19 protein-coding genes are annotated in these 22,723 nt (G+C 39.2%); 13 read left to right on the top strand and 6 right to left on the bottom strand.

From position 1 onward, the window contains the following. Positions 1–49: 49 nt before the first annotated feature. A complete protein-coding gene (locus MST18_RS09690; RefSeq protein WP_180133085.1) occupies positions 50–1,579 on the bottom strand; it encodes an NAD(P)/FAD-dependent oxidoreductase in 1,530 nt (509 codons plus the stop codon). Positions 1,580–1,736: 157 nt separating this feature from the next. Here MST18_RS09690 and MST18_RS09685 point away from each other — a divergent pair, with 157 nt between their 5' ends. The 5 genes from MST18_RS09685 (at position 1,737) to MST18_RS09665 (ending at position 8,786) form a co-directional block, all read left to right on the top strand. Then, positions 1,737–2,744: an AraC family transcriptional regulator gene (locus MST18_RS09685; RefSeq protein ID WP_180132995.1), complete on the top strand. Its 1,008-nt coding sequence runs from the start codon at positions 1,737–1,739 to the stop codon at positions 2,742–2,744. A gap of 84 nt (positions 2,745–2,828) precedes the next feature. Beyond that, positions 2,829–3,980 (top strand): cell division protein ZapE, encoded by a 1,152-nt coding sequence (zapE, locus tag MST18_RS09680; RefSeq protein WP_180132996.1) that lies wholly within the window; start codon positions 2,829–2,831, stop codon positions 3,978–3,980. Positions 3,981–4,504: 524 nt separating this feature from the next. Continuing rightward, complete coding sequence (locus MST18_RS09675) at positions 4,505–6,667, top strand: malate synthase G (protein ID WP_180132997.1); 2,163 nt, start codon at positions 4,505–4,507, stop codon at positions 6,665–6,667. Positions 6,668–6,755: 88 nt separating this feature from the next. Next, a complete protein-coding gene (locus MST18_RS09670) occupies positions 6,756–7,232 on the top strand; it encodes a hypothetical protein (RefSeq protein ID WP_180132998.1) in 477 nt (158 codons plus the stop codon). A gap of 111 nt (positions 7,233–7,343) precedes the next feature. Beyond that, positions 7,344–8,786: an aldehyde dehydrogenase family protein gene (locus MST18_RS09665; RefSeq protein WP_180132999.1), complete on the top strand. Its 1,443-nt coding sequence runs from the start codon at positions 7,344–7,346 to the stop codon at positions 8,784–8,786. A 75-nt stretch (positions 8,787–8,861) separates the two neighbouring features. On the opposite strand, the gene MST18_RS09660 is transcribed toward MST18_RS09665, so the two are convergent. Further along, positions 8,862–9,623, bottom strand: a complete 762-nt coding sequence (locus MST18_RS09660; RefSeq protein ID WP_180133000.1) for a hypothetical protein — start codon at positions 9,621–9,623, stop codon at positions 8,862–8,864. Between the two features lie 262 nt (positions 9,624–9,885). Between MST18_RS09660 and MST18_RS09655 the strand changes: the two genes are divergently transcribed. Next, entirely contained in the window at positions 9,886–10,545 is a 660-nt protein-coding gene (locus MST18_RS09655; RefSeq protein ID WP_111885089.1) for an SOS response-associated peptidase family protein, read from the top strand. A gap of 21 nt (positions 10,546–10,566) precedes the next feature. On the opposite strand, the gene MST18_RS09650 is transcribed toward MST18_RS09655, so the two are convergent. Continuing rightward, a complete protein-coding gene (locus MST18_RS09650; RefSeq protein WP_078193646.1) occupies positions 10,567–11,031 on the bottom strand; it encodes a MarR family winged helix-turn-helix transcriptional regulator in 465 nt (154 codons plus the stop codon). 627 nt (positions 11,032–11,658) lie between these two features. On the opposite strand from MST18_RS09650, the gene MST18_RS09645 reads away from it, so the two are divergent. The 3 genes from MST18_RS09645 (at position 11,659) to MST18_RS09635 (ending at position 14,861) form a co-directional block, all read left to right on the top strand. After that, complete coding sequence (locus MST18_RS09645; protein WP_180133001.1) at positions 11,659–13,179, top strand: transporter associated domain-containing protein; 1,521 nt, start codon at positions 11,659–11,661, stop codon at positions 13,177–13,179. Between the two features lie 382 nt (positions 13,180–13,561). Next, entirely contained in the window at positions 13,562–14,290 is a 729-nt protein-coding gene (locus tag MST18_RS09640) for a hypothetical protein (RefSeq protein ID WP_180133002.1), read from the top strand. Between the two features lie 19 nt (positions 14,291–14,309). After that, a complete protein-coding gene (locus MST18_RS09635) occupies positions 14,310–14,861 on the top strand; it encodes a DUF3828 domain-containing protein (RefSeq protein WP_180133003.1) in 552 nt (183 codons plus the stop codon). A 95-nt stretch (positions 14,862–14,956) separates the two neighbouring features. On the opposite strand, the gene thiM is transcribed toward MST18_RS09635, so the two are convergent. The 3 genes from thiM to MST18_RS09620 all read right to left on the bottom strand — a co-directional run bounded on the left by thiM (position 14,957) and on the right by MST18_RS09620 (position 17,408). Next, complete coding sequence (gene thiM, locus MST18_RS09630) at positions 14,957–15,826, bottom strand: hydroxyethylthiazole kinase (RefSeq protein WP_180119806.1); 870 nt, start codon at positions 15,824–15,826, stop codon at positions 14,957–14,959. Between the two features lie 11 nt (positions 15,827–15,837). Next, entirely contained in the window at positions 15,838–16,995 is a 1,158-nt protein-coding gene (locus tag MST18_RS09625) for a hypothetical protein (RefSeq protein ID WP_111885041.1), read from the bottom strand. A gap of 149 nt (positions 16,996–17,144) precedes the next feature. After that, positions 17,145–17,408, bottom strand: a complete 264-nt coding sequence (locus MST18_RS09620) for a hypothetical protein (protein ID WP_078193641.1) — start codon at positions 17,406–17,408, stop codon at positions 17,145–17,147. A 493-nt stretch (positions 17,409–17,901) separates the two neighbouring features. Between MST18_RS09620 and MST18_RS09615 the strand changes: the two genes are divergently transcribed. The 4 genes from MST18_RS09615 to MST18_RS09600 all read left to right on the top strand — a co-directional run bounded on the left by MST18_RS09615 (position 17,902) and on the right by MST18_RS09600 (position 22,689). Continuing rightward, a complete protein-coding gene (locus MST18_RS09615; protein WP_180003034.1) occupies positions 17,902–18,177 on the top strand; it encodes a hypothetical protein in 276 nt (91 codons plus the stop codon). Between the two features lie 353 nt (positions 18,178–18,530). Further along, a complete protein-coding gene (gene pepN, locus MST18_RS09610) occupies positions 18,531–21,140 on the top strand; it encodes an aminopeptidase N (RefSeq protein ID WP_180077671.1) in 2,610 nt (869 codons plus the stop codon). A 332-nt stretch (positions 21,141–21,472) separates the two neighbouring features. Beyond that, positions 21,473–21,685 (top strand): hypothetical protein, encoded by a 213-nt coding sequence (locus tag MST18_RS09605; protein WP_078193638.1) that lies wholly within the window; start codon positions 21,473–21,475, stop codon positions 21,683–21,685. Between the two features lie 227 nt (positions 21,686–21,912). Further along, complete coding sequence (locus MST18_RS09600) at positions 21,913–22,689, top strand: Rossmann-like and DUF2520 domain-containing protein (protein WP_180133004.1); 777 nt, start codon at positions 21,913–21,915, stop codon at positions 22,687–22,689. The last annotated feature ends 34 nt before the right edge of the window (positions 22,690–22,723 follow it).

Below are 22,723 nucleotides of genomic sequence, written 5' to 3'. Positions count from 1 at the left end.
ACAAAAATAGGCAGATAATGAATATCTGCCTATTATGACCTGTTATTGCTTAAGCTGCATGACTAGATTTTGTTTTACTGAGGAGTCGAAAATCGGCTGGATTTATTTTTCGAATAGCCAGCCAATATTTCCATGTATAAGTCGGCCAAAGTGCAAAATTTTTACCGCCATTTTGCTGATACCAACTCACGCAGCCTGATTGCCATACCGTACCATCAAGCATGTCTTGTACATGAGTGTTAAATTGATCTTGCACCTGATCTTTGACAGCGATGGCTTGAACATTAGATTTTGAAACCAATTGCATCATTTGTAAGATGTAATCGACTTGTGCCTCAATCATAAATACCACTGAATTATGCGCAAGTACGGTGTTGGGGCCTAATAATTGGAACAGATTTGGAAAGCCTTTGGTGCAAATGCCATAAAAACTTTCTGCGCCAGCTTGCCAAACTTGTTTGAGTTCTTGAGCATTTTCACCAATACATTCAAATGATTTTAAATAAATTCTTGGATCGGTAATAAAGCCTGTACCATAGATCAGACAATCGATTTCACGGGATTTTCCATCTTTGGTAATAATGGCATTTTCAGTGATTTCTTGTATTGCATCACTGACCAATTCCACATTAGGTCGATTAAAGGTTGGAAAGTATTTATTAGAAATTAAAATGCGTTTACAACCCATGATGTAGTTTGGCGTTAGTTTCTTGGCAAGTTCAGCATCTTTCACTTGATACTTAATATACAGTTCTGCCAGTTTTTGCGCATACTTCATGGTGGTCGGCTTAACAATTGGCACGACACGTGATTCGTTGGTCCAATACAGGCGAGCGCGGTGAATTTTTCGAAACCAATCATATTTTTTAAATAATGATTTTTCTAAACCATGATAACTACGTTCATCTCGTGGAATGACCCAAGCTGCGGTACGTTGAAAAACATAAAGTTGCTGTGTTTGTGGTGCGATTTCAGGAATGTATTGGATGGCACTGCCGCCTGTACCAATAGATGCGACTTTTTTACCTTCTAATGGATATTGATGATCCCATTGCGAAGAATGGAACACTTTACCCTTAAATTTTTCAATGCCTGGAATATGTGGAATTTGTGGGACATGTAACGGGCCAGATGCAAAAATCACATATTGAGCGGTAATTTTAACGCCATCTTTGAGTTCTAAATGCCAGTCACAGGTTGATTCATTGTATTGGCTTGAAAGCACTTCACTGTTAAAGCGACAGAATTGTTTTAAATTATATTCACGGGTGACGTGTTGGATATAATCAAATATTTCCGGCGCTTCGGCGTAACGCTTTGACCAATCTGTTTTGGGTGCAAAAGAAAGTGAATACATATGTGATTGCACATCGCAGGCAGCGCCAGGGTAGTGGTTTTCACGCCAGGTGCCACCAAAATCATTGGCTTTTTCGAGGATTAGAAAATTTTGATTACCTTGTTGTAAAAGTCGTATCGCCATAGCAATGCCACCAAAACCGCCGCCGATGATGGCGATTTGCGTATGAATTTCCGAATTGGCTTTTGGGGTTCGCACTGTTTTTGTTTGCGCTTCCTGCATCATTTTTTTAATTCCAAGCGAGATTACAAACTAAGCATACTTGAGTTCATGATCAGAACAATATGATTGAGATGACAGAAAAATTGATCGAAACGGCAATGTTCATAATTGCAAATTTGTAGTAAAAAAGAAGAAATTTAATGTCATTTTACGATTTATGAAACGATCCATTCTAAGCCTGATGTATCTTGTACAAGGAATGCGTAAAGCAGGCGTAGATGTCGATCAACGTTTGCAAACTATCGGGCTGCGTGTCGATGCACTCGATCCTACTTCGGTGATTCATCCGAGTTTGGAGTGGGATGTACTGAAAGTCATTGGTAAAGATGTAGAACCTGAGCAAGGGTTATTTATTGGTCAGCATTATACATTGGCGGGTTATGGCCCGTTGCTGATGTTATTGGTCACCAGTGATACTTTACGCCAAGCTTTAAATCAGGGAATTCGCTTTCAACAGTTGACGCATCTAACTGGGCGTTTGAGTTTGCAAATCAGTCAGCATAAAGTGGCCTTATGTTATCAACCACAAGATGTGTATGCGACACTGGGTGCATTATTGGCGCATTCAGAGATTTCAGGAACTTATAAATTCATCCGCGATCTTTACAAAATGATGGGGTTATCGACACCACAAGTTCAAATTGATTTGCCGTTTGCTGAACCCAAAGATCCTGAAAAATTAAAAATGTTCACCGATTATTATGGCCCACAAGTTCGATTTGGTGCGCCATTTGCGGCATTTTGGTTCGATGAAGATGTTTTAGATATTCGGATCCCTTCCGCAGATATTATTACTTTTCGATTATATGAGTCGAAATGTATTGCGGAGTTAGAACGTTTAAGCGCCGATGAAGATGCGCCATCATTGGTTCAACGTGTGCAAGATTATTTGGAATTACAAAGTGGTGCGATGCCAAGTATGGCAGCAACTGCTCAAGCGTTGAACTTGCCTGAAAGAACTTTGCGTCATCAACTGCAACAGTTAAATACCAGTTATAAGCAAATTCGTGAAGATATTATTAAAGATAAAGCACTCCGTATGATTGAATATAATGAATATTCAATTGAAATGATTGCAGAATTGCTGGGCTATTCAGAACCTGCGGCGTTTAATCATGCGTTTAAACGTTGGTTTGGGCATAGTCCGAGACAATATAATAAATAGCCAATGCGCTTTACTGCCAAAGTGTTATATCTTCGAGTTTATTCTTCGTTATAATTCATTTAGCCCAAAAAAGTATTTAATGATATGTCAGATTTTCAGTCACCACACAACACTGCATTTACTCCGATTTCACCGGCTGAGCGTTATGCTCAAGCCTTAGCATCTGGTCAGTTTTTACCAGATCAGGAACAGGCGCAAGCGGTGCATGAGTTGGATCGAGTTTGGCAAGAATTAATCCAACGTTTTAAGGCTTCTAAAAAAGCGTTTCGTCGTTTCCGTCGTCAAACTGCACCGAAAGGGGTGTATATGTGGGGCGGTGTAGGACGTGGTAAAACGTGGCTGATGGATCAGTTTTATGATTCTGTGCCATTTCGACGCAAAACACGTATGCATTTCCATCACTTTATGCAGTACGTACACCGTGAATTAAATAAGCTTTCAGGTCAGCGTAATCCACTCGACCTTGTTGCCGACCAAATTTATAAAGAAGCAGTCGTGATCTGCTTTGATGAATTCTTTGTATCCAATGTCACAGATGCGATGATTTTGAGTGATCTATTCCAAAAATTATTTACGCGTGGGATCACCCTTGTTGCAACATCTAACATCGCACCAGATGGTTTATATAAAAACGGGATCCACCGTGACCGTTTTATCCCAACCATCGAAATGGTAAAAAAGAACTGTGTGATTTTAAATGTAGACTCAGGCGTAGACTATCGTTTACGTGTATTGAAACAAGCGCAGTTGTTTAAGTCGCCTTTAACACATGAACATAAGTTGTGGATGGCACAGCGTTTTACAGCATTAACGCAAACCCAAACGGTTTCACAAGAGCCAATTATTATTAATCAGCGTATTGTAGAAACCATTGGTCATACGGAAGATGTACTGTGGTGTGAATTTTCTGAGCTTTGCCTAAAACCACGTAGTCCAGCGGACTTTATTGAAATTGCCAATATTTATAATACGGTCTTGGTAAGTAATGTGCCGCACATGACCGATTATTTGTCTGAAGGGACACGTCGTTTTATCTACTTGGTTGATGAATTTTATGACCGTGGGGTGAAGTTGTTGCTTACTTCAGAAGATACGATTATTGAATTATATCAAGGTGAAAAATTGGCATTTGAAATTGAGCGTACACGTTCGCGCTTATTGGAAATGCAATCTGATGATTATCTACATACCTCTCACCGTCAAATCAATGCACCAGAATCTACCGCAGAAAATTAAGCCTTTCTGTTGGAATGAAAAAGAACGTCTTATTGGCGTTCTTTTTTTTGATTTTTTGTTTTAGATAATTTGTATAAATTAAGAAAAGCTGTGGAACGAACAATAGAAGTTAAAGCCAAGTCTCAAGATAAAAGCATCATTTAATAAGAAGTAGGGCAGTTTAATAATTCATCGATAAAAGCGTTAAATTTAAACTGATTGGTTGAAGTTGTAGCATCGACATTGGCAGCATTTCATGGCTTAATCGAGTGAGTTTGTTTGACGCTTGGGTCTATTTGTTCAGTTTTAGAACAAAATTCTGCACTTAAGTCTAATTTCGACATTTCAAAAACTTTATACACTGTAAAAAGGTATTCAGGCTGATGATGACGTCGTATTTCTGATCTTTATTATGTTGAATGATGAGGGTATTTCATTACATAGAAAATGATCATTATTTAGGAATGTGATAGTACTATTCAGCAAAGTATAAATGGGTATACTAGAATCTCTTGTTATAAAAAATAGCAATATCAGGAAAGACAATGACTGCACGTATTCAAAAAGGCAAGTTAGCGATTGCTAAAGAACTTTACGATTTCATCGAAAATGAAGCACTACCGGGTTCAGGTTTAGACAGTGAAACTTACTGGAAAAACTTTGAACAAGTCGTTGTCGATCTTAGCCCAAAGAACAAAGCACTATTGGCTAAGCGTGACGACATTCAAGCGAAAATTGATGAATGGCACCGCAACAACAAATTTGAACTCGAAGCTTACAAAGCTTTCCTTACTGAAATTGGCTACTTATTACCAGAAGTAGAAGATTTCCAAATCAGCACAGAAAATGTAGACGAAGAAATCGCATTATTGGCTGGTGCGCAATTAGTAGTGCCTGTACGTAATGCACGTTACTGCTTAAACGCTGCGAACGCACGTTGGGGTTCACTCTACGATGCTCTTTACGGTTTTGACGTGATCTCTGAAGAAGACGGCGCGGAAAAAGGTAAGGGCTATAACCCTGCTCGTGGCGCAAAAGTTATCGAATTTGCTAAAAACTTCTTAAATGAAACTTTCCCGCTAGCTAGTGGTTCGCATGCAGATGCAACTAAATATGCTGTAGAAGGCAAAAAGTTAGTTGTAAGCCTAAAAGATGGCTCAACTGCAACTTTAGCGAAAGAAGCTCAGTTTGTTGGTTTTAATGGTGACGAAGCTGCGCCTACCGAAATCGTACTCTTAAACAATGGTTTGCATGTAATCATTGAAATTGATGCGACGAGCCCAATTGGTTCAACTGATGCTGCGGGTGTTAAAGACTTAGTTCTTGAAGCTGCGGTAACCACAATTCAAGACTTAGAAGACTCAATTGCAGCAGTTGATGCTGAAGAGAAAGTTGAAGGCTACCGTAACTGGTTAGGCTTAATGAAAGGTACGCTTTCTGAGTCAATCGAGAAAAATGGTAAGACCATCACGCGTACATTAAATAAAGATCGTACGCACAAAAATTTAATCGGTGGTGAAACTACGCTTCACGGTCGTTCATTGATGTTGCTTCGTAACGTAGGTCATTTGATGACAAACCCTGCGATCCTTGTAGATGGTGCTGAAATCTACGAAGGCATCATGGATGCATTGATCACACCGTTATTGACGTTTGCAGATATTAAAGGTGAAAACGAAAACAAGAACTCTCGTAAAGGTTCTATGTATATCGTTAAGCCAAAAATGCACGGTCCAGAAGAAGTTGCATTTGCAGTTGAATTATTTGAGCGTGCTGAACAAGCGCTTGGTCTACCTGCGAAGACTTTGAAAATCGGTATCATGGACGAAGAACGTCGTACTTCTGTGAACTTGAAAAACTGTATCGCGCAAGCGAAAGATCGTACGATCTTTATTAATACAGGTTTCATGGACCGCACGGGTGATGAAATCCATACTTTCATGGAAGCAGGTCCATTCGTTCGTAAAGGCGAAGTGAAGTCTCAAATCTGGTTCCCTGCATATGAAAACCGTAACGTGATGATCGGTCTTCAAGCCGGCTTACGTGGTAAAGCGCAAATCGGTAAAGGCATGTGGCCAAAACCAGATATGTTGCTTGATATGTATAAAACGAAAATTGAGCATCCAGAAGCTGGCGCAAGCTGTGCATGGGTTCCGTCTCCATCTGGTGCTGTTATTCACGCGATCCATTACCATCAGTGCAATGTTTCTGAGCGTCAAAAAGAGTTGTTGAATACTCAACCGCTATCTTTAGATGACTTGTTAACACCGCCTTTAGCGACAGATACAAACTGGTCTGAAGAAGAGAAAACCAAAGAACTCGAAAATAACCTTCAAGGTATCTTGGGTTATGTGGTTCGTTGGGTTGATTTGGGTGTAGGTTGTTCAAAAGTTCTAGACATCAACAACGTTGGTTTGATGGAAGACCGTGCAACTTTACGTATTTCTTCTCAACACGTTGCGAACTGGTTACGTCACGGTATCGTAACTGCTGAGCAAGTTGAAGAAGTATTTAAGCGCATGGCGAAAGTTGTGGATGAGCAAAATGCCAACGATCCACTTTACACACCAATGGCACCAAGCTTTGATGGTTATGCATACAAAGCTGCTTATGATTTAGTATTCAAAGGTGGCGAGCAGCCTTCTGGTTATACAGAGCCGCTTCTTCATGCTTACCGTTTAAAATTAAAAGGTTATACAGGTGACTAATCTGTAAATCAAAAAAAGCCTCTTCGGAGGCTTTTTTTATTGCTTGAGAAAGTTAGAATGTCGACATAAAAAATGAAAAGGAAACTCCATGTATTTATGGAATGTAAATCGGTTGGTGGATGATATAAGACTGAATAAAGTCTCTGAAACCCATTATAAAAACTACTATATTGCCAGCTCAATATTGATTTTCTTTAGCTACTTAGCACTGATGTTAACCCCAGAATCCAAACCTACAGAAGCTTGGGCTTCGTTTGTTTTACAAGTTGGTCTGCTGATTAGCTGGGTGAATGCCATATTTAAAGCCAATGGCGGCGAGCAAGGCCGAGATTTTTTAAAGCGCTTTATTGCATTGTATTTGCCCGTAACGATTCAGAGTTTAGTCCTCTTTATCTTGATCGCTGTTGTTGTAGAAGGGCTGTTACCCATGTTGACCGTTAACATGGAGGAGGCTGCGCTTGAGCAACTCACCACAGTTAAAGATCTAAGTTTTGAAGTCATCATTAGCTGTTATATTTATTGGCGAATCTATAAAGCGATGCGGCAGATTCATCAGCCTGTTTAAAGTATAAGGTTGTAAAAGAAATTAATTATAAAGTTTTATCCTGTTTTTCTCATAGCTTTTCAATGCTGAAGCCTTTACATTGGAATGAATGATAAAAATGGGATGGAAACGATGTCAGCTTATACCGCATTAGATTTGCAATATATTGGTGGGCAATGGCGAGCAGGGACTTCAACGCGTCACATCAAAAATATAAATCCCTTTAGTCAAGCAGAGATTTTTGAATTGCAGGCAGCCAGCAGTGTCGATGTAGACAGTGCTTATAGTGCGGCAGAAGCAGCATTTAAATCAGAAAAGACCAAGTCTATTAAAGTACGTCAGCAAGTTATCAACAAATTAGCTCAAACCATTCAGCAGCGCAGAGAAGAAATTATTCAATGGCTGATAGATGAATCTGGGAGTACACGTTTAAAAGCCAATATTGAAGTTGATGCGGCGCTCGGCATTATCCAAGAATCGCTGAGTTTTCCTGAAAAAATGCAAACCACGCAGTTGGAGAGTAAAGATCCGAGTCGAAAGAGTTTTGTCTTGCGCAAACCCTTGGGTGTCATTGCGGTGATTAGCCCTTGGAATTTTCCATTTCATTTGTCGATGCGTTCTGTGGTGACTGCGATTGCTTGCGGCAATAGTGTGGTGCTGAAGCCTGCAAGTGACACGCCAGTGACAGGTGGAACCTTGATTGGAAAGTTATTTGAAGAAGCGGGTTTGCCGCATGGCGTATTAAATGTTGTTGCAGGCAGCGGCAGTGAAATTGGCGACTATTTTGTAGAGCATCCTGTGCCTAAAATGATTTCATTTACAGGTTCAACTGAAGTGGGTCAACAGGTGGGGGTGAAAGCTTTGGCAAGTTCACGGATTAAGCGTTTAGCGCTGGAACTTGGCGGCAATGCGCCTTTGGTCATTTTAGATGATGCAGATTTAAATTTAGCCGTTGAACTGACCGTGATGGGGCGTTTTTTGCATCAAGGACAAATTTGCATGAGTACCAATCGAGTGATTGTGGATGAATCCTTGCACGATGCTTATGTTGAAAAATTAATTAAACGGATAAAAAGCATTGTGGTCGGTGATCCGAATGATGCTGAAACTCTGATAGGGCCCATTATCAATAAGTCGCAAATCGATAAATTAAAAACTATTATTCAAAAGGCTATTCAGCAAGATGCAATTTTAGCCTACGCAGGTGGTATTGAAGGTCAATTGGTTGCACCGCATATTTTCACCCATGTGGATGCACATGCTGATATTGCATTAGAAGAAAGCTTTGGGCCAATCTTGCCGATTTTAAAAGCGCGAGATGAAGCGCATGCACTAGAATTGGCAAATTCAACCCGATTTGGTTTATCAAGTGCAGTATGTACCTCAAACCTAGCGCGCGGCGGAGAGTTTGCTGCCAAGCTAGATATAGGCATGACGCATATCAATGGCATCAGTGTGGCGGATCATTCTAATGCACCCTTTGGTGGTGAACGTAATTCAGGGCTTGGTCGTTTTAATGGTGAGTGGATATTTGAGGAATTCACCCGCACCCATTGGCAAACGTTCCCTGCTTAAGGTAGCAAAGTGAAGTCTATTTTATCTTGTGCAATAGACTTCACTGCAGGTTCTGTTATGCAGGACATTTCTAGTTTATTTCCATGAAATATCAGGAAGTATATAGTCCCAAAAACGACTCCAACGTGTTTTGTAATACAGAAAAGAGCCAATATCTTGGCTTGAACAATTATCCTGATAGTACATTTTGTGATTCATCAACAGCATAGGTTTACGCTGCAAGGCCGTCATATACAGCTTGACCTGAACCTTGTAATTGTAGATTGAATAATTAGAAGAAATACTCTCGGTTTTCATTTTTTGGATATTGTGAATATACACATCAAACTTCAAGCCATTTTTGTAATCTGTTGCCTCATGAATTGTTCGATCTGCAATTGGAATAAGCGGATTGTTATCACTAAACGCTAAATATGCGTTATGTATTTTGTTTCCTTGTTGATAATTAAACTGAAGAGCTGAATTTGCAGTAGTGAAATAGGGGAGCGCATCTTGAGGATTGATTTTAAACGTGCCTGTACAATTAGTCCTGACACGGCCTCCATCTGCGTTCACCGTAAACCAGCCAAATTGATCTTCTAATTCTGTCGTGTGGGCTTCATCTACGTCAGGAAAAATCACGCCAAACTGATCTCTTTGTCTTTGCTGATTTTGCATCAAGCGATAACTATTTTGAGCACGTTTTGCAAAACGGATTTCAGGAAACATCTCTGGAGATGTAATTTTAAAGTCAGAGACATTGATTACTTCACCATCAGGCAAGATGACCAATGAAAATTGTTGTTCTTGGGTGTTGGGAAGATTTTTGACCGTAACCCAATGATGTGTACTGATCATTTGCTGATTGCGAAAATGCTTATATTGAATGCGGTACTTGCCTGCCGGAATCTCAGTCTCATTGATTAGGTCTTGTTTAAATGGATATTCGTTGAGATAGAGCGCGTCGAGACTAAAAGGTAGAAATGAAACGGTATGTACAGAGACTTTTGCGGCATGTGCGGTTGAATATAGGCTTGAAATTAGAATTAAACGATAAAGCGACTTCAGTCTAGATTTTTCATTTATTATAAAGATTGAATTTTTGCGGATTATGGCAAATATGTGTGCTAATTTCAAACCGATTACCTTATCGCAATTAAAGTCTCAAAACTTGCCTGAAATCAGCTTTGAATATCCTGAGGAAGTCTATCCAAATTATGATTTGCCGCTACTCTTTAAGTCTGAACAAGGGCTAGAGTGGCGAAAAGTGAATTTTGGCATGGTGCCTAAATGGGCCGAAGACAAATCAATTGCACTTAAAACCTATAATGCCCGAAATGAAACTTTGTATCAAAAGCCTACGTTTATTAATGCGATTTCAAAATGTAAGTTTGGCGTAATACCCGTGTCTGAATTTTATGAGTCAATGTATATCGATAATAAGCCGCAGCGTTGGAGTGTTAAGCGCAAAGATGGAGAAGCGTTTTATATTGCTGCCTTATATGACATTTGTCGGCAAGGTGACGAGATTGTACGTTCAAGTACCATGATTACGATGGATGCTATTCAGCATGAGATGATGAAACACTTTCATGAGCCGGGCAATGTAAAGCGCTCGGTCATTGTGATTCCACATGCGCGATTAGAGGAATGGCTAAGTTGGAAATCACCCAACATCCAAAGTTTTGTACAAGGTTTTCCTGTTGATGAGTTTGAATGTGCACACGCACCCAAAATAAAAATCGAAAAAATCAGTCCCCAACTGAATATTTTCGATTGATATTTCGGTGATGCAGAATGCTTAGCGCGCTAAGTTTTTAAAGATGTGCTTTAAGCTTTCCATGGTTTTTTCAATTTGTAGGGGTGTTAAGCCTTCAAAAGATTGCTCTAGAACGACATTCGTTAGATCGTTAATCTTCTGCGTCATAGCAGTGCCTTTATCGGTTAACACGACGCGGGTAATACGCGCATCATCTTCACAAGAATAGGTATCTACTAAGCCTTCATCTTTTAAACGATAAACGATCTTGGTTGTCGTCGACATTTTAGATACGACCATTTCAGATAAATCCGAAACACTCGCATGAGGTTTAGACTTGAGTGCGAGCAGGATACGACGACGTGAATTATCAACGCCATACTTTTTCAATGCATGGTCGACGTTTAAAACATATTGTGAATGCACCTGAGTAACCCAGTAGAAAGGAAAATTTTCTAAACTAAAGTCATCGGTGGATGGTAAAAATTTTGAATACTTTTTTGTCATAAAGGAGTCCCCTGAATATTTGTTTTAATTTTATTTAATGTTTTAACATTCTATTGAAAAATAGAGGGTAATAGCAAGAGTTCACAATAAAAAAATAGAAAGTAGAAGATATCTCATTTTTAGATTATCTAAATAGATTATATTGATATTCTGTCTAAATACTTAACAGAAATTAAAAATAAGGTTAAGTATAGAGATAGTGTAGTGAAAATAAATAAGTTTTTAATTTGAATTGAATATTAATATTTTTTACCAAAAGGTAGAAATAAATAATTCATTAGATTTGTCATACAATCTCATACAATGCATTTAATTACATTTAATTACATTTAATTAAAAGTCAGGTGAATTCATACTTTTTTTAAAGTGGAAGAGGAGATCTCAAAAAGTAGGTTTTAACATCTAGATGTGTATTTTATATCGCCCATTCGATTTGTAATGCATTCAGCGTTTCTTAACATTTTGTCATATAGTTGATGCGAAAAAATATGCTTGAATACATTACAAATGCGCAAGATTGTGCATAATGGAATGGTCTCTAGTTACACAGGTTAAATTTATGGATCCGTCGCCGTGCGTTGGTCTGCTTGAAGATATTTTCACAATCCAGAATGAGGAAGAGAGCTAATGGAATTTTTGTTAGATCCCGGAATCTGGGTTGGTTTACTTACATTAATTATTTTAGAAATTGTACTAGGGATTGATAACTTAGTCTTTATTGCCATTTTGGCAGAAAAACTCCCTCCAGAACAACGTGATAAAGCCCGCGTACTTGGTCTTTCACTCGCATTATTTATGCGATTAGGATTGTTATTTGCAATCTCTTGGTTGGTCACATTAACAAAGCCCCTGATTACCGTTTTTGATTGGACATTCTCTGGTCGAGATCTCATATTATTGTTCGGTGGATTGTTCTTAGTCTATAAGGCGGTCACAGAGCTACATGAGAAATTAGAAGGAAAACCAGAAGTTCAAGTGACAACAAAAGTGGCTTATGCGAGCTTTACAGCAGTCGTGGCGCAAATTGTTGTCTTAGATGCGGTTTTCTCTTTAGACTCTGTCATTACAGCAATCGGTATGGTCGACAACATTTATGTCATGATGGCTGCAATGATTGTGGCAATGGCAGTGATGTTACTTGCATCTAAACCGTTAACGGCTTTTGTAAACCGACATCCGACCGTCGTGATCCTATGTTTAAGCTTCTTATTGCTTATCGGGATTAGCTTGATTGCAGAAGGTTTTGGTTTCCACATTCCGAAAGGCTATATCTACTCAGGTATTGGTGTTGCGATTATCATCGAAGCCTTTAATCAGTTTAGTCAGCGTAATGCTCAAAAACACGAAGCGAAAATTCCATTACGTCACCGTACTGCGGACAGTATTTTAAAGTTGATGGGTGGACGCTTAGAATCCGATCAAGTCGGTAATCAAGCGCAAGAAACCTTTGCAGACGAAGAACGTTACATGATTGGTGGTGTATTGACGCTTGCAGAGCGTTCAGTTGCGTCGATCATGACTCCCCGTAATCAAATTTCTTGGGTGGATTTAAATGACACACCTGAGCAAATTCGTGAGCAAGTCCTTTCAGTGCCGCACAGTTTATTCCCTGTGTGTCGTGGTAGCTTGGATAAAGTGATTAGTATTGTCCGCGCGAAAGAACTTATTGATGTTCTAGACAGTGAAGATGATCTAAAAGCATTGATTAAACGTCATCGTCCGATCTTTATTTTCCAAAAAATGAAGGTGATTGATGCGATTAATACCTTGCGGACTTCTAAAGGCTCTTTGGTATTGGTTACGGATGAGTTTGGTGCGGTACAAGGTCTGATTTCACCACTCGATGTGTTTGAAGCAATTGCTGGTGAATTCCCTGATGCAGATGAACAACTTGATTTGATTAAAATCGATGATGAACATTGGAAAGCTTCAGGCATGCTCGATCTGTATCAGTTAGAACTTGAATTGGAAATGCTGGATTTGATCGAAGAAGATGATGGTTATATCAGTGTTTCAGGTCTCATTTTAGATCAGACCCACGGCAATGTAGAAGTCGGTACTGTGGTTGATTTTAAAGGCATTCAATTTAAAGTCACGGCAATGGATGAAAACCGCATTAAAACGGTTGATATCTATTACCAGGCCTAATGCTCAAATATTAAAAATGACCCTAAGACAGCTTTTCGAAGCTGTCTTTTTTGTATGACTAGAAAGTATAAGAAATCCTATCCAAGGAGGCTGTAATTCACGATGTTAAAACGTATTATATTTACATGATGTAACAGTCAAAAAACGCTGCAACTTTTGGGCTTTTAGAGGGCTAAAACGGTTCAAAAGTAAAAAATATTGATAGGGTTGGTTTTAAAAAGGCATGAGGTTAAATAGCGTTTCATTTTTAACTCGGGGTTTTAATCATCATAGATGATCTATTAATAATTTTATTTCATTTTAAATATCGTTTTTGAAAACTTTATAACTAGGGACTTTGAAAAAACATCAAAGTTAATCCATTAAGAAAATGGGTGTTGGTATGGCGATCACTGAGAATATCATTGATTTTTGCAAACTCACGATTGAAGAAAAACATGAGTTGTTTCAACGGCTCTGGGAGTTTGATCAATGTATTTTTCCAACTTCTAGGATTGAGCAACTTTATCAATACATGCATGACCCAGATATTGTTGCCTTACCAATCATTCAGTATTTTGAGCAGGAAAAACTGATTGGGCAAAACATTGTGCGTATATTAAAAATTATGCATAAAAATCGGCCGATTTTTATTTTTAATTCACGGGCAGGGGTATTGGTTGATTATCGTCGGAAAAACCTGACCTTAAACTCGGCGATTAAAGTGGCGATGCAGCATCAGATTCGTTTTCCAGCGATTCCAATGTGGTTTGTGGCTACATTGGCACAACCAAAGGTATATACATTATTTGCCTCGCGCTCTGTTAAGTTTTATCCAAGGCATGGTGTTCCGATGCCCACCGAGTATGTGGATGTTTTAAATAGTTATAAAATCCGTCAGCATGATGTGCAGCATCGGGCTGAGGATATTTTTGTTCATCGTTGTGATTTACCGAAGGTGACGCCTGAGCAATTGGTTCGGCTACGGAAAAAATCTGATGAACATGTTCAATTTTTTATGCAGCACGTGCCAGATTATTTTGATGGCATGGGGTTAATGTGTATTTGTAAATTAAATGTTTCAACCATTTTTGAAGCAAGTATGAATCTGGCAGTTGGGCGAGCAGTTTAATGATGGACATGGATGTGTTATGCGACAAATGACGATATATCGATTATTAGGTTTTGGTGCGGCAGTCTTTTTAACGGCTTGTCAGCCTGCAGAGCAAAAAATACAAGAGCAATCGCAGAAATGTGTTGCACCGGAAAAATTGGTCAAACAAATTTATGATCAAGAGTTGAAATTGCACGCTTTGAGTAAAGATCAACTTACTGCCTATTTTGAGCCATCGTTAGCGGAACGTATGCAAGCAGAAATTAACTGTAAGCAGTCGGGACAAGAGTGTAATGTGGATTTTGATATTTTCACGGATAGCCAAGATCCGCAGCAAGATTCGAAAAAAGGCGTTGAGCCTAAACTGAGTTTTGATGAAAATAAAAACGTTGTTCGTGCTGAGTTTAAAATTGGTGATGAAGCCAAAGTCTTAAATTATGAAATGAGTGATGGCGACTGTTCAAAAATCAAAAATATTGTTTATGTGGGGGACTATGACCTAGACATGATTTTGAGTAATCCAACAGAAACGATCGAAGATTCAGAAATGTTTGATGCCAATGCTGCAAGTGATAGTACGGCACAGTAAGCTTTTTGACGCGTTCTAATTATTCAAAAACAGCATGAAACCCTGAACAGCTTGAACCTTTTACTCAAGCTGTTTTTTTCTCAAGCTATCGTAGTTCATAGTGCATAAATTTGTATGTTGGCAAGTTGATTGAAATCATCTTCATTGAGATTATAAATTTCATCTAAAAATGCAACATTAAAACTGCCGACACTTGAGCTAATTTCATAGGCTTTTTGACCCGCAATCGCAAAGTGCAAATGTGCTGCGACCGTGCCAGCAGTTAGCGTTTCACTCACGGCGCAATAAGCCGCTGTTAACGCACCTAAAGCGCAGCCAGAAGCCGTCACTTTGGGTTGTAAGTAAGATCCACCATTAATCTGTATCACCGCATTCATTTCTTTCGATAAGATGAAATCCGATTCGCCTGAAATTGCCACACATTCACAGTGTTCTAATAAGGGCGCAGCATTTAAGTAAATTTCTGCACTATTGAGCGTGCTATCGACACCGCGTGACTCACCTTGATTACCTGCAAGACCACTGATTTCTGATGCATTGCCACGGATTATGCTTGGCTTGTACTGGAGTAATTGATCAACCATTTCAGATCGCCACGGCAAAACGGGGCCATAACCGACAGGGTCAAGCACCCAAGGTTTATTTAAATTTTGTACTGTTTGTGCAGCAATTTGCATGGCCTGCATTTGTTCAGACGTTGGCGTGCCTAAATTGATATTCAATGCACTGGCAATCGAGGCAAAGCTTTCAGCTTCAAAGGGATTGTCAATCATTGCAGGAGAAGCCCCCGCAGCTAAAAGGACATTGGCCACATAATTGCTCGCGACTGCATTGGTGAGGATATGCACCAAAGGTTGTTTGGATTGAAGTTCAATCCACGCATTAATAACGCTTTGCAAAAGCGGGCTATTTAAGTCAGTCAATTCACTGTTCATGGTCGTTTCAAAATTTTCAGATTGATTCATCGTTTTCTCCCTTAGCGGGTGAAGTAATGGTCTTGATGTTTACAATTACGGCAGAACAGGGTCACATAATCTGCGGCATCATAATCGACAGAGAGTTCTTGTGAACCACAGTACATGCAACGCTTTGTGGAATAAAAATTTAAGCGAGGTTCGATTTTTTTCCAAGCATGGCGTATTGGTTGCACAAAGATACTTTCATCGAGTCCTAAAAAGTTAAAGAGCAAAATTTCACTCATTTTACTAAAGGGGAGTTGTGGCGGACGAGGGAGGGTAAAAGTTTCCCATTTTTCCTGTAAGCCACGTTCACGGTATTGCTGTAAGGTCTTTTTTAACAGATTGGTGTTAATGAAATTTTCATTACGAACTTGCAGGGCTTTTTGTTTATGTAGATATTCGAGTGCTGACTGAATCATATAGTAAATCTGCCCAACCGCTAAATGGTCGAGTAGGCGATAACAGAACACTTGAAAGCTTTTATTTCCTGCAATTTGAATACCCCATGTCTTACAGTAAAACTGCATGAATTGCACAATTTCTTGAAACAGTAGAAGATACAAACACTCTTTCACTTCGTCAGCACTTTTAAAGGGAACACCCAAGGCTAAATTTTCATAAAACCAATGACGGAGTTGCTGCGCTACGCTAAAAAGACTGGGCTCCGAATAGCCATCCAGACGGACATTGATATAATACTGTTCAGCTTGTAGTGCATCATCTTTCACAATCAAAATTTGCTCATGCACGAGATGCTTTTTGAGTGATTGTTGGAAGAAATAATTCGGGCTGATGTTATGATACTTAATAGCGTCCCAGTCGATAAATTCTTGATGCGCCGTATGTTCTTGGACGTGATTATCCAATAAAGCCAGCAAAAAGAGTTTCTGTAAAAAACTCAGTTCACTTAATTCACGTTCAACGATATCTTTATTTTTGAGTTTACGCTGTTCTTGTAAACGGGTTTCTTTCAGTAGTTTTTTTCGCGCAGCCTGACAGTTTTCACAATGACAGTTGTATTGCTGTTCAGGAAATATTTGATGATGACAGTGGCTACACTGATAAAAATTAAATTCTTGCTCATCTAATTTTTCAGCATCTACCCAATACATTGATGCACGACACAACGGGCATTGTGTACTTTCATCCATTTGTTTGCGTAGAATATTGAACATGTTGCCAGCGTTTCTTGAAAGGTTAAATTGATTATACACATCTCTGTTTAAAGACGGGTTTGCAATTTCAGTTGCGGCAGCTCAGGCGATATGTCGACAAATAAAAAAAGCTGCATAGTGATGATGCAGCTTTTAGTCAGAATGGATTATTAATAGGCGGCTGGGCATGGGATCGATTCGTCCTCCTCTCCAAGTTGTTTGGCTTGTATTAAAGCTTGCACTTTTTTAGACGCGACTTTTTTAGTGCCTAATGCACTATATGAATTAAGTAATGAACTGACCTCAAAGGCTTTGAGTGGGATCCCTTCGCAGGTCATAAACATTGCAATTACCTGATGATCGATATTTGCAGCATCAAGCGCTTGCAGGGTCTTCATATTTTCAATACGGATGATGTGTTCTTTAATAAACATAATGCACCTCTTTTTGTTTTAGCCTGAATATTTTGCTTTTGGCAATTAAGTAGATGCAAAACACATGCTCAAATGTTTTGAGTAGAGATTTTAAAGCAGATAAACGGCATATTGTTTTATTAAGATATTGAAAATAAATTAATAATTTAAAAGTAGCAAAATAATATTGATGCGTATGGCTATGTCTAATGAATTCTCAAAATGCTTAAACTGTTGAAAAAGAAACATCTTGGTGCATCGTTTAAACAGAAGTATGCAATCAAATACAAATTAGAAGATTGATATGAATTACGTACTAAGGTGCTTTTTGGAAGGAATCACCTAAGCGATTGGATTTGAAAAGTATATTTGTATATATTGAGCTTATAATTCTAATGATCTCAACTTCTAGAATTGAAACCAAGCGGAATCTACTGAACTTGATACACAGCATGATTCAGCTTGATTTCTAAAGGTTTTGATCTTTTTTATCCTTTCTTTGTATGGAATACACATGTCAGACGCACTTAAAAACAGCAATATCACTCGCATGCAATTATATAAGCAGCCACAGGGTACGGTTGGTGCGCTGATTATTGGGCATGATCAAACTTTAGAAAAGACGATCGAGTTACTTGGCCTGGCGCAGCAACATCAAGTATCTAAAATTTATGTGGCGGGTGCGACGGAAGAAATTCAGCAATTCCTCACCTCAAAAGTCACGGCATTTCAATTTTACTTTGCTGCAGACTATGACAGCGCGCTCGATTTAATTTTCGAAAATCAATAATCCTCTAAGTCTTAATCAGGAAAGTTTGAGCGCAATAATTTGAACGTACAGATGGATTAAGCACCTGTACTTTCTCTTTCTAGTATATAGGCGCTTTATTTATTTTAGGTAGATAAAAAATTTGCACATTGTTATAGCTGTACTCAACTCAGGCATTTATTTTGCTTAAACATGGCGAAAATATGTGCCAGCCTTTAAATTATTCTATAAAGATGATTGAAAACAACATGCGCTGAGCCCATATATAAATCATTGTAAATGCGAAGACAGCTTATGCATCTTGTCGTATGATCAAGTCATTCACAATGTGTTCAAAAAGCTGATGAAGCAATAACTAAGGAATAGGACGAGATATGAATATTGCGGCAAATCCAGTGGTCGAAGCAGACCAAACTGTTTATTTAAAAGATTATCAAAAACCATCATTTGTCGTAGATAGTATCGATCTAGATATTCAAGTCTTTGATGAGCATACCAATGTAAATGCAAAATTAGTGATGCAGCGTCAAACGGCAGGGGATTTGGTGTTATTGGGTCGTGATTTGGAACTCAAGTCAATTCGCTTAAATGGTCAAGTTTTGCCAGCAGATGCCTATATTGTAGATGCAGAACAACTGGTAATTTCAAATGCACCTGACCAAGCTGTCATTGAAACCGAAGTCGTGATTCATCCTGAAAGCAATACTCAACTCGAAGGTTTATACCAAGCGGCAGGCGATTTATTCGTTACTCAAAACGAGCCTGAAGGCTTCCGTAAAATTACCTATTATCCTGACCGTCCTGATGTGCTATCGGTATTTACCACACGTGTCGAAGCGGATAAAAAATTCCCTGTATTACTTGCCAATGGTAATTTGATTGAAGCGGGTGAAACCGGTGAAGGTCGTCATTATACCGTTTGGCAAGATCCAACCAAAAAACCATCGTATCTATTTGCTTGTGTGATTGGTGATTTGGCAGTACTTAAAGACACTTATGTGACGTCTGAAGGTCGTAATGTTGCTTTAGAAATCTATGCAGAAGAAAAAGACATTCCAAAATGTCATATTGCCATGGAAGCTTTAAAACATTCGATGCGTTGGGACGAAGAACATTATGGTCGTCCTTATGATTTAGACAATTATATGATCGTGGCAACCAGTGCATTTAACATGGGTGCAATGGAAAACAAAGGTTTGAATATTTTCAACACCTCTTGTGTGCTTGCTGATGAAGAATACACCACTGATGCTGCGATCATGCGCGTTCAGTCTGTGATTGCACATGAATACTTCCATAACTGGACGGGTAACCGTATTACCTGTCGTGATTGGTTCCAACTCTGCTTAAAAGAAGGTTTGACAGTATTCCGTGATCAGTCGTTCTCAGAAGATTTACAATCTGCTGCGGTACAACGGATCGATGACGTTGCTGTGTTAAAAGCTCATCAGTTCCCAGAAGATTCAGGCCCGCTTTCACATCCACCGCGTCCAGATCATTTTGTTGAAATTAATAACTTTTATACCGCAACTGTGTATGAAAAAGGTGCAGAAATTAACCGCATGATGGCGACACTCTTGGGCAAAGAAAAATTCCGTGCAGGTACTGACGAATATTTCAAACGCCACGATGGTCAAGCCGTGACTGTTGAAGATTGGGTAGCAGCACTAACAGCGGGATCAGGTGTAGATTTATCGAGTTTCTTGATTTGGTATAACCAACCGGGTACACCAAAACTTGAAGCAAAAGGTGAGTACGATGCTGCAAACCAAACCTATACTTTAAGTTTGAAACAAAGCATAAAAGCGCATCCGAAATATCCAAATTTAAAAGCTGTGCCTATTCCTGTGGCTTTGGCATTGTTTGATGCGATGAGTGGTGAACAGTTAGTTCTCAGCTCAGATGCATTGGTTGAAAATGGCATCAAAGATGGCGTGTATTTATTTGATACCGATACTGCAACCATTACATTTAGCGGTGTAAAAACCCAGCCTGTTGTGTCTTTACTGCGTAATTTCTCTGCACCCGTTAATCTTGAATTTAACTATTCAGATGAAGAGCTTGCATTCCTGATGCAGTATGAGCCGAATGGTTTTAACCAATGGCAAGCCAGCCAAACCTTGTTAGAACGTATTTTGTTAAATGGCCATGATGCCGACATCTATGTTCAAGCCATTCAAAATACATTACCAGCATTGGTTGAGCGTGATCCATTACTTGCTTCACGTTTATTCGATGTACCGACAGAGGGTTATTTAGGTAGTCGTATTGATACCGACTACAGTCCTGCCCAAGTGCAAGAACAGCGTGAAGCACTGTTAAGTCGTGTGGCACGTGAGCTAGGTTCATTCTTTAAAGAGACTTATGCAACTTTAGACCCAGATGCGCAGCAAGAATTTTCACAAGCCATGGGTGTTCGTGCATTGAAAAACATCATGTTGAGTATGATGGCACGTCAAGGCGATGCATCCGTATTTGAATTGGCCTATGAACAATTCAGCTCTACAGGCAATATGTCTGAACGTCTTGGTGCTTTAAAAGTATTGGTTTGGAATGATGCACCACAAGCACAGCAAGCTTTAGAAGCCTTCTACACACGCTTTAAGAATGAAGCTTTGTCGATGGACCAATGGTTTATGTTGCAAGCGGCACATCCGAAAGCAACTGCGGAAACCATTAAGGCACTGACTGCTCATCCTGACTATGACTTGAAAGTACCGAACCGTATTCGTGCGGTTACTGGTGGCTTAAATAGCAATCCTGTCAACACTTGGAGCTTTGGTGTGCAGCATATTGTTGAATTAGCAAAATTCCTCGATGAGAAAAATCCAATTGTCGGTTCACGGTTACTGCAAATTTTGTCCCGTTGGTACACGTTGGCAGAGCCGCAGCGTAGTGAAGTTAAAGCCGAACTTGAAGCGCTTAAACCTGTCGTGAAATCGAAGAATGTATCAGAAACCTTAAATAGCATGTTAAGTGTTTAATCATTCAACCTCTCTGTACGATTGATTTGAGTTAAATCAGTCGTACTGAAATGAGCCTGTTGCCATGGCTATGGCAGCAGGCTTTTTTTATATCCAGTCTTTTTATCCAATCTTTAGTTAGAATTGAAAATCAATCATGTTTAGATGACTGAAACTCAAAAAATTTCTCTGAGCATTTATTTAAATTACATAATAATTGCAACATAAATCACATAATGGCGTTACAATAAAATAGGTCTAACACATGAATGACTGTATGCGGTAAGGCATCCAAGTTTATGAATGTTTAGATTTTTTATCTATTTTATTATGTGGGATTTTTGAGGCGGGTCATGTTAGTTAAGGTTGATGAAGGTTTTTATTTAAACTCACATCATATTATTGCAATTCGGATTAATAGAGATTTGCTTGATACCTTTGTTGTTTCGGTAGAATACACACCCAACAGTGTGCAAAACACAGGTGTATTTGAAAAGAAATTCAATGCGCGCCGAGATGCAGAACAATACCTACAGACTCTGAATCAAATCATTGGTAAATCGTAAAAGCTAAAGTGCATATCGTGGATATTGTCTAGATTGAAAGCGACATGATATGAATCAGACTCAGATTGACGTCTAGCAAAAGGGATGAAACACATCCCTTTTTTTGTGCTTATCTGAGCGAAATTGATGGGAAGTATTGAAAATAAATCATTCTATCGATACGACTCGATTTGCACGTCGGATATTTTCCTGACATGCTGTAGCCATCCAAAATGAGTTAAAATTATATGCGAATCAGTATTGTGGGTGCAGGTCGTGTTGCACATCATTTGCTCAATGTGCTTCATCCACAACATCACATTGTGCAAGTTTATGCGCGAAATCTTGAAAAGGCAGAAAAACTTGCAGCAAGTGTAGGTGCAGAAGCCATTCATAGCCCAAGTGAGTTGAATGCTGAGATTGATCTATTGATCATAGCGGTGAGCGACCAGTCGATTGCAACCGTTATTCAGCAAGTCAAAGCCTATCTGCCACAAGTTCTGATTGTGCATACGTCAGGTAGCACCAATATCACAGTACTGACCCAGCAGCATTCGCGAGCAGGGGTGTTTTATCCTTTACAAACTTTTAGTTTAGATCGAGATGTGGACTGGACGTCGACACCGATCTTTGTAGAAGCGGCAGATCCTACAGATTTGACGACACTTACAGATTTAGCAAACAGCTTTAGCCAAAGGGTTTATCAATATGATTCGGCACAGCGTTTGAGTTTGCATCTCGCTGCGGTGTTTGCCTGTAATTTTAGTAATTATTGTTATGACATGGCAAAGCAGATTGTCGATGCAAAACACGTCGATTTTAGCTTACTTTATCCTTTGATTTTAGAGACAGCCAATAAAGCTACTCAGGCTGAACCACGTAACATGCAAACAGGTCCTGCAATGCGTGGGGATCAAAATATCATGTTGATGCATGCCAATATGCTTGAGCAAGCTGATCAAGTCGACCTGAAAGCGGTCTATGAAATGCTGAGTCAGCAGATTTTTGAACTTCATCAGAAATAAACAATCCATATAGAACAATGAATATTTATTAGCT

Source organism: Acinetobacter sp. YH12068_T, assembly GCF_024606005.1.
In the GTDB taxonomy this organism is placed as follows: Bacteria; Pseudomonadota; Gammaproteobacteria; order Pseudomonadales; family Moraxellaceae; genus Acinetobacter; species Acinetobacter amyesii.
This window is presented reverse-complemented; position numbering and strand designations above follow the sequence as displayed.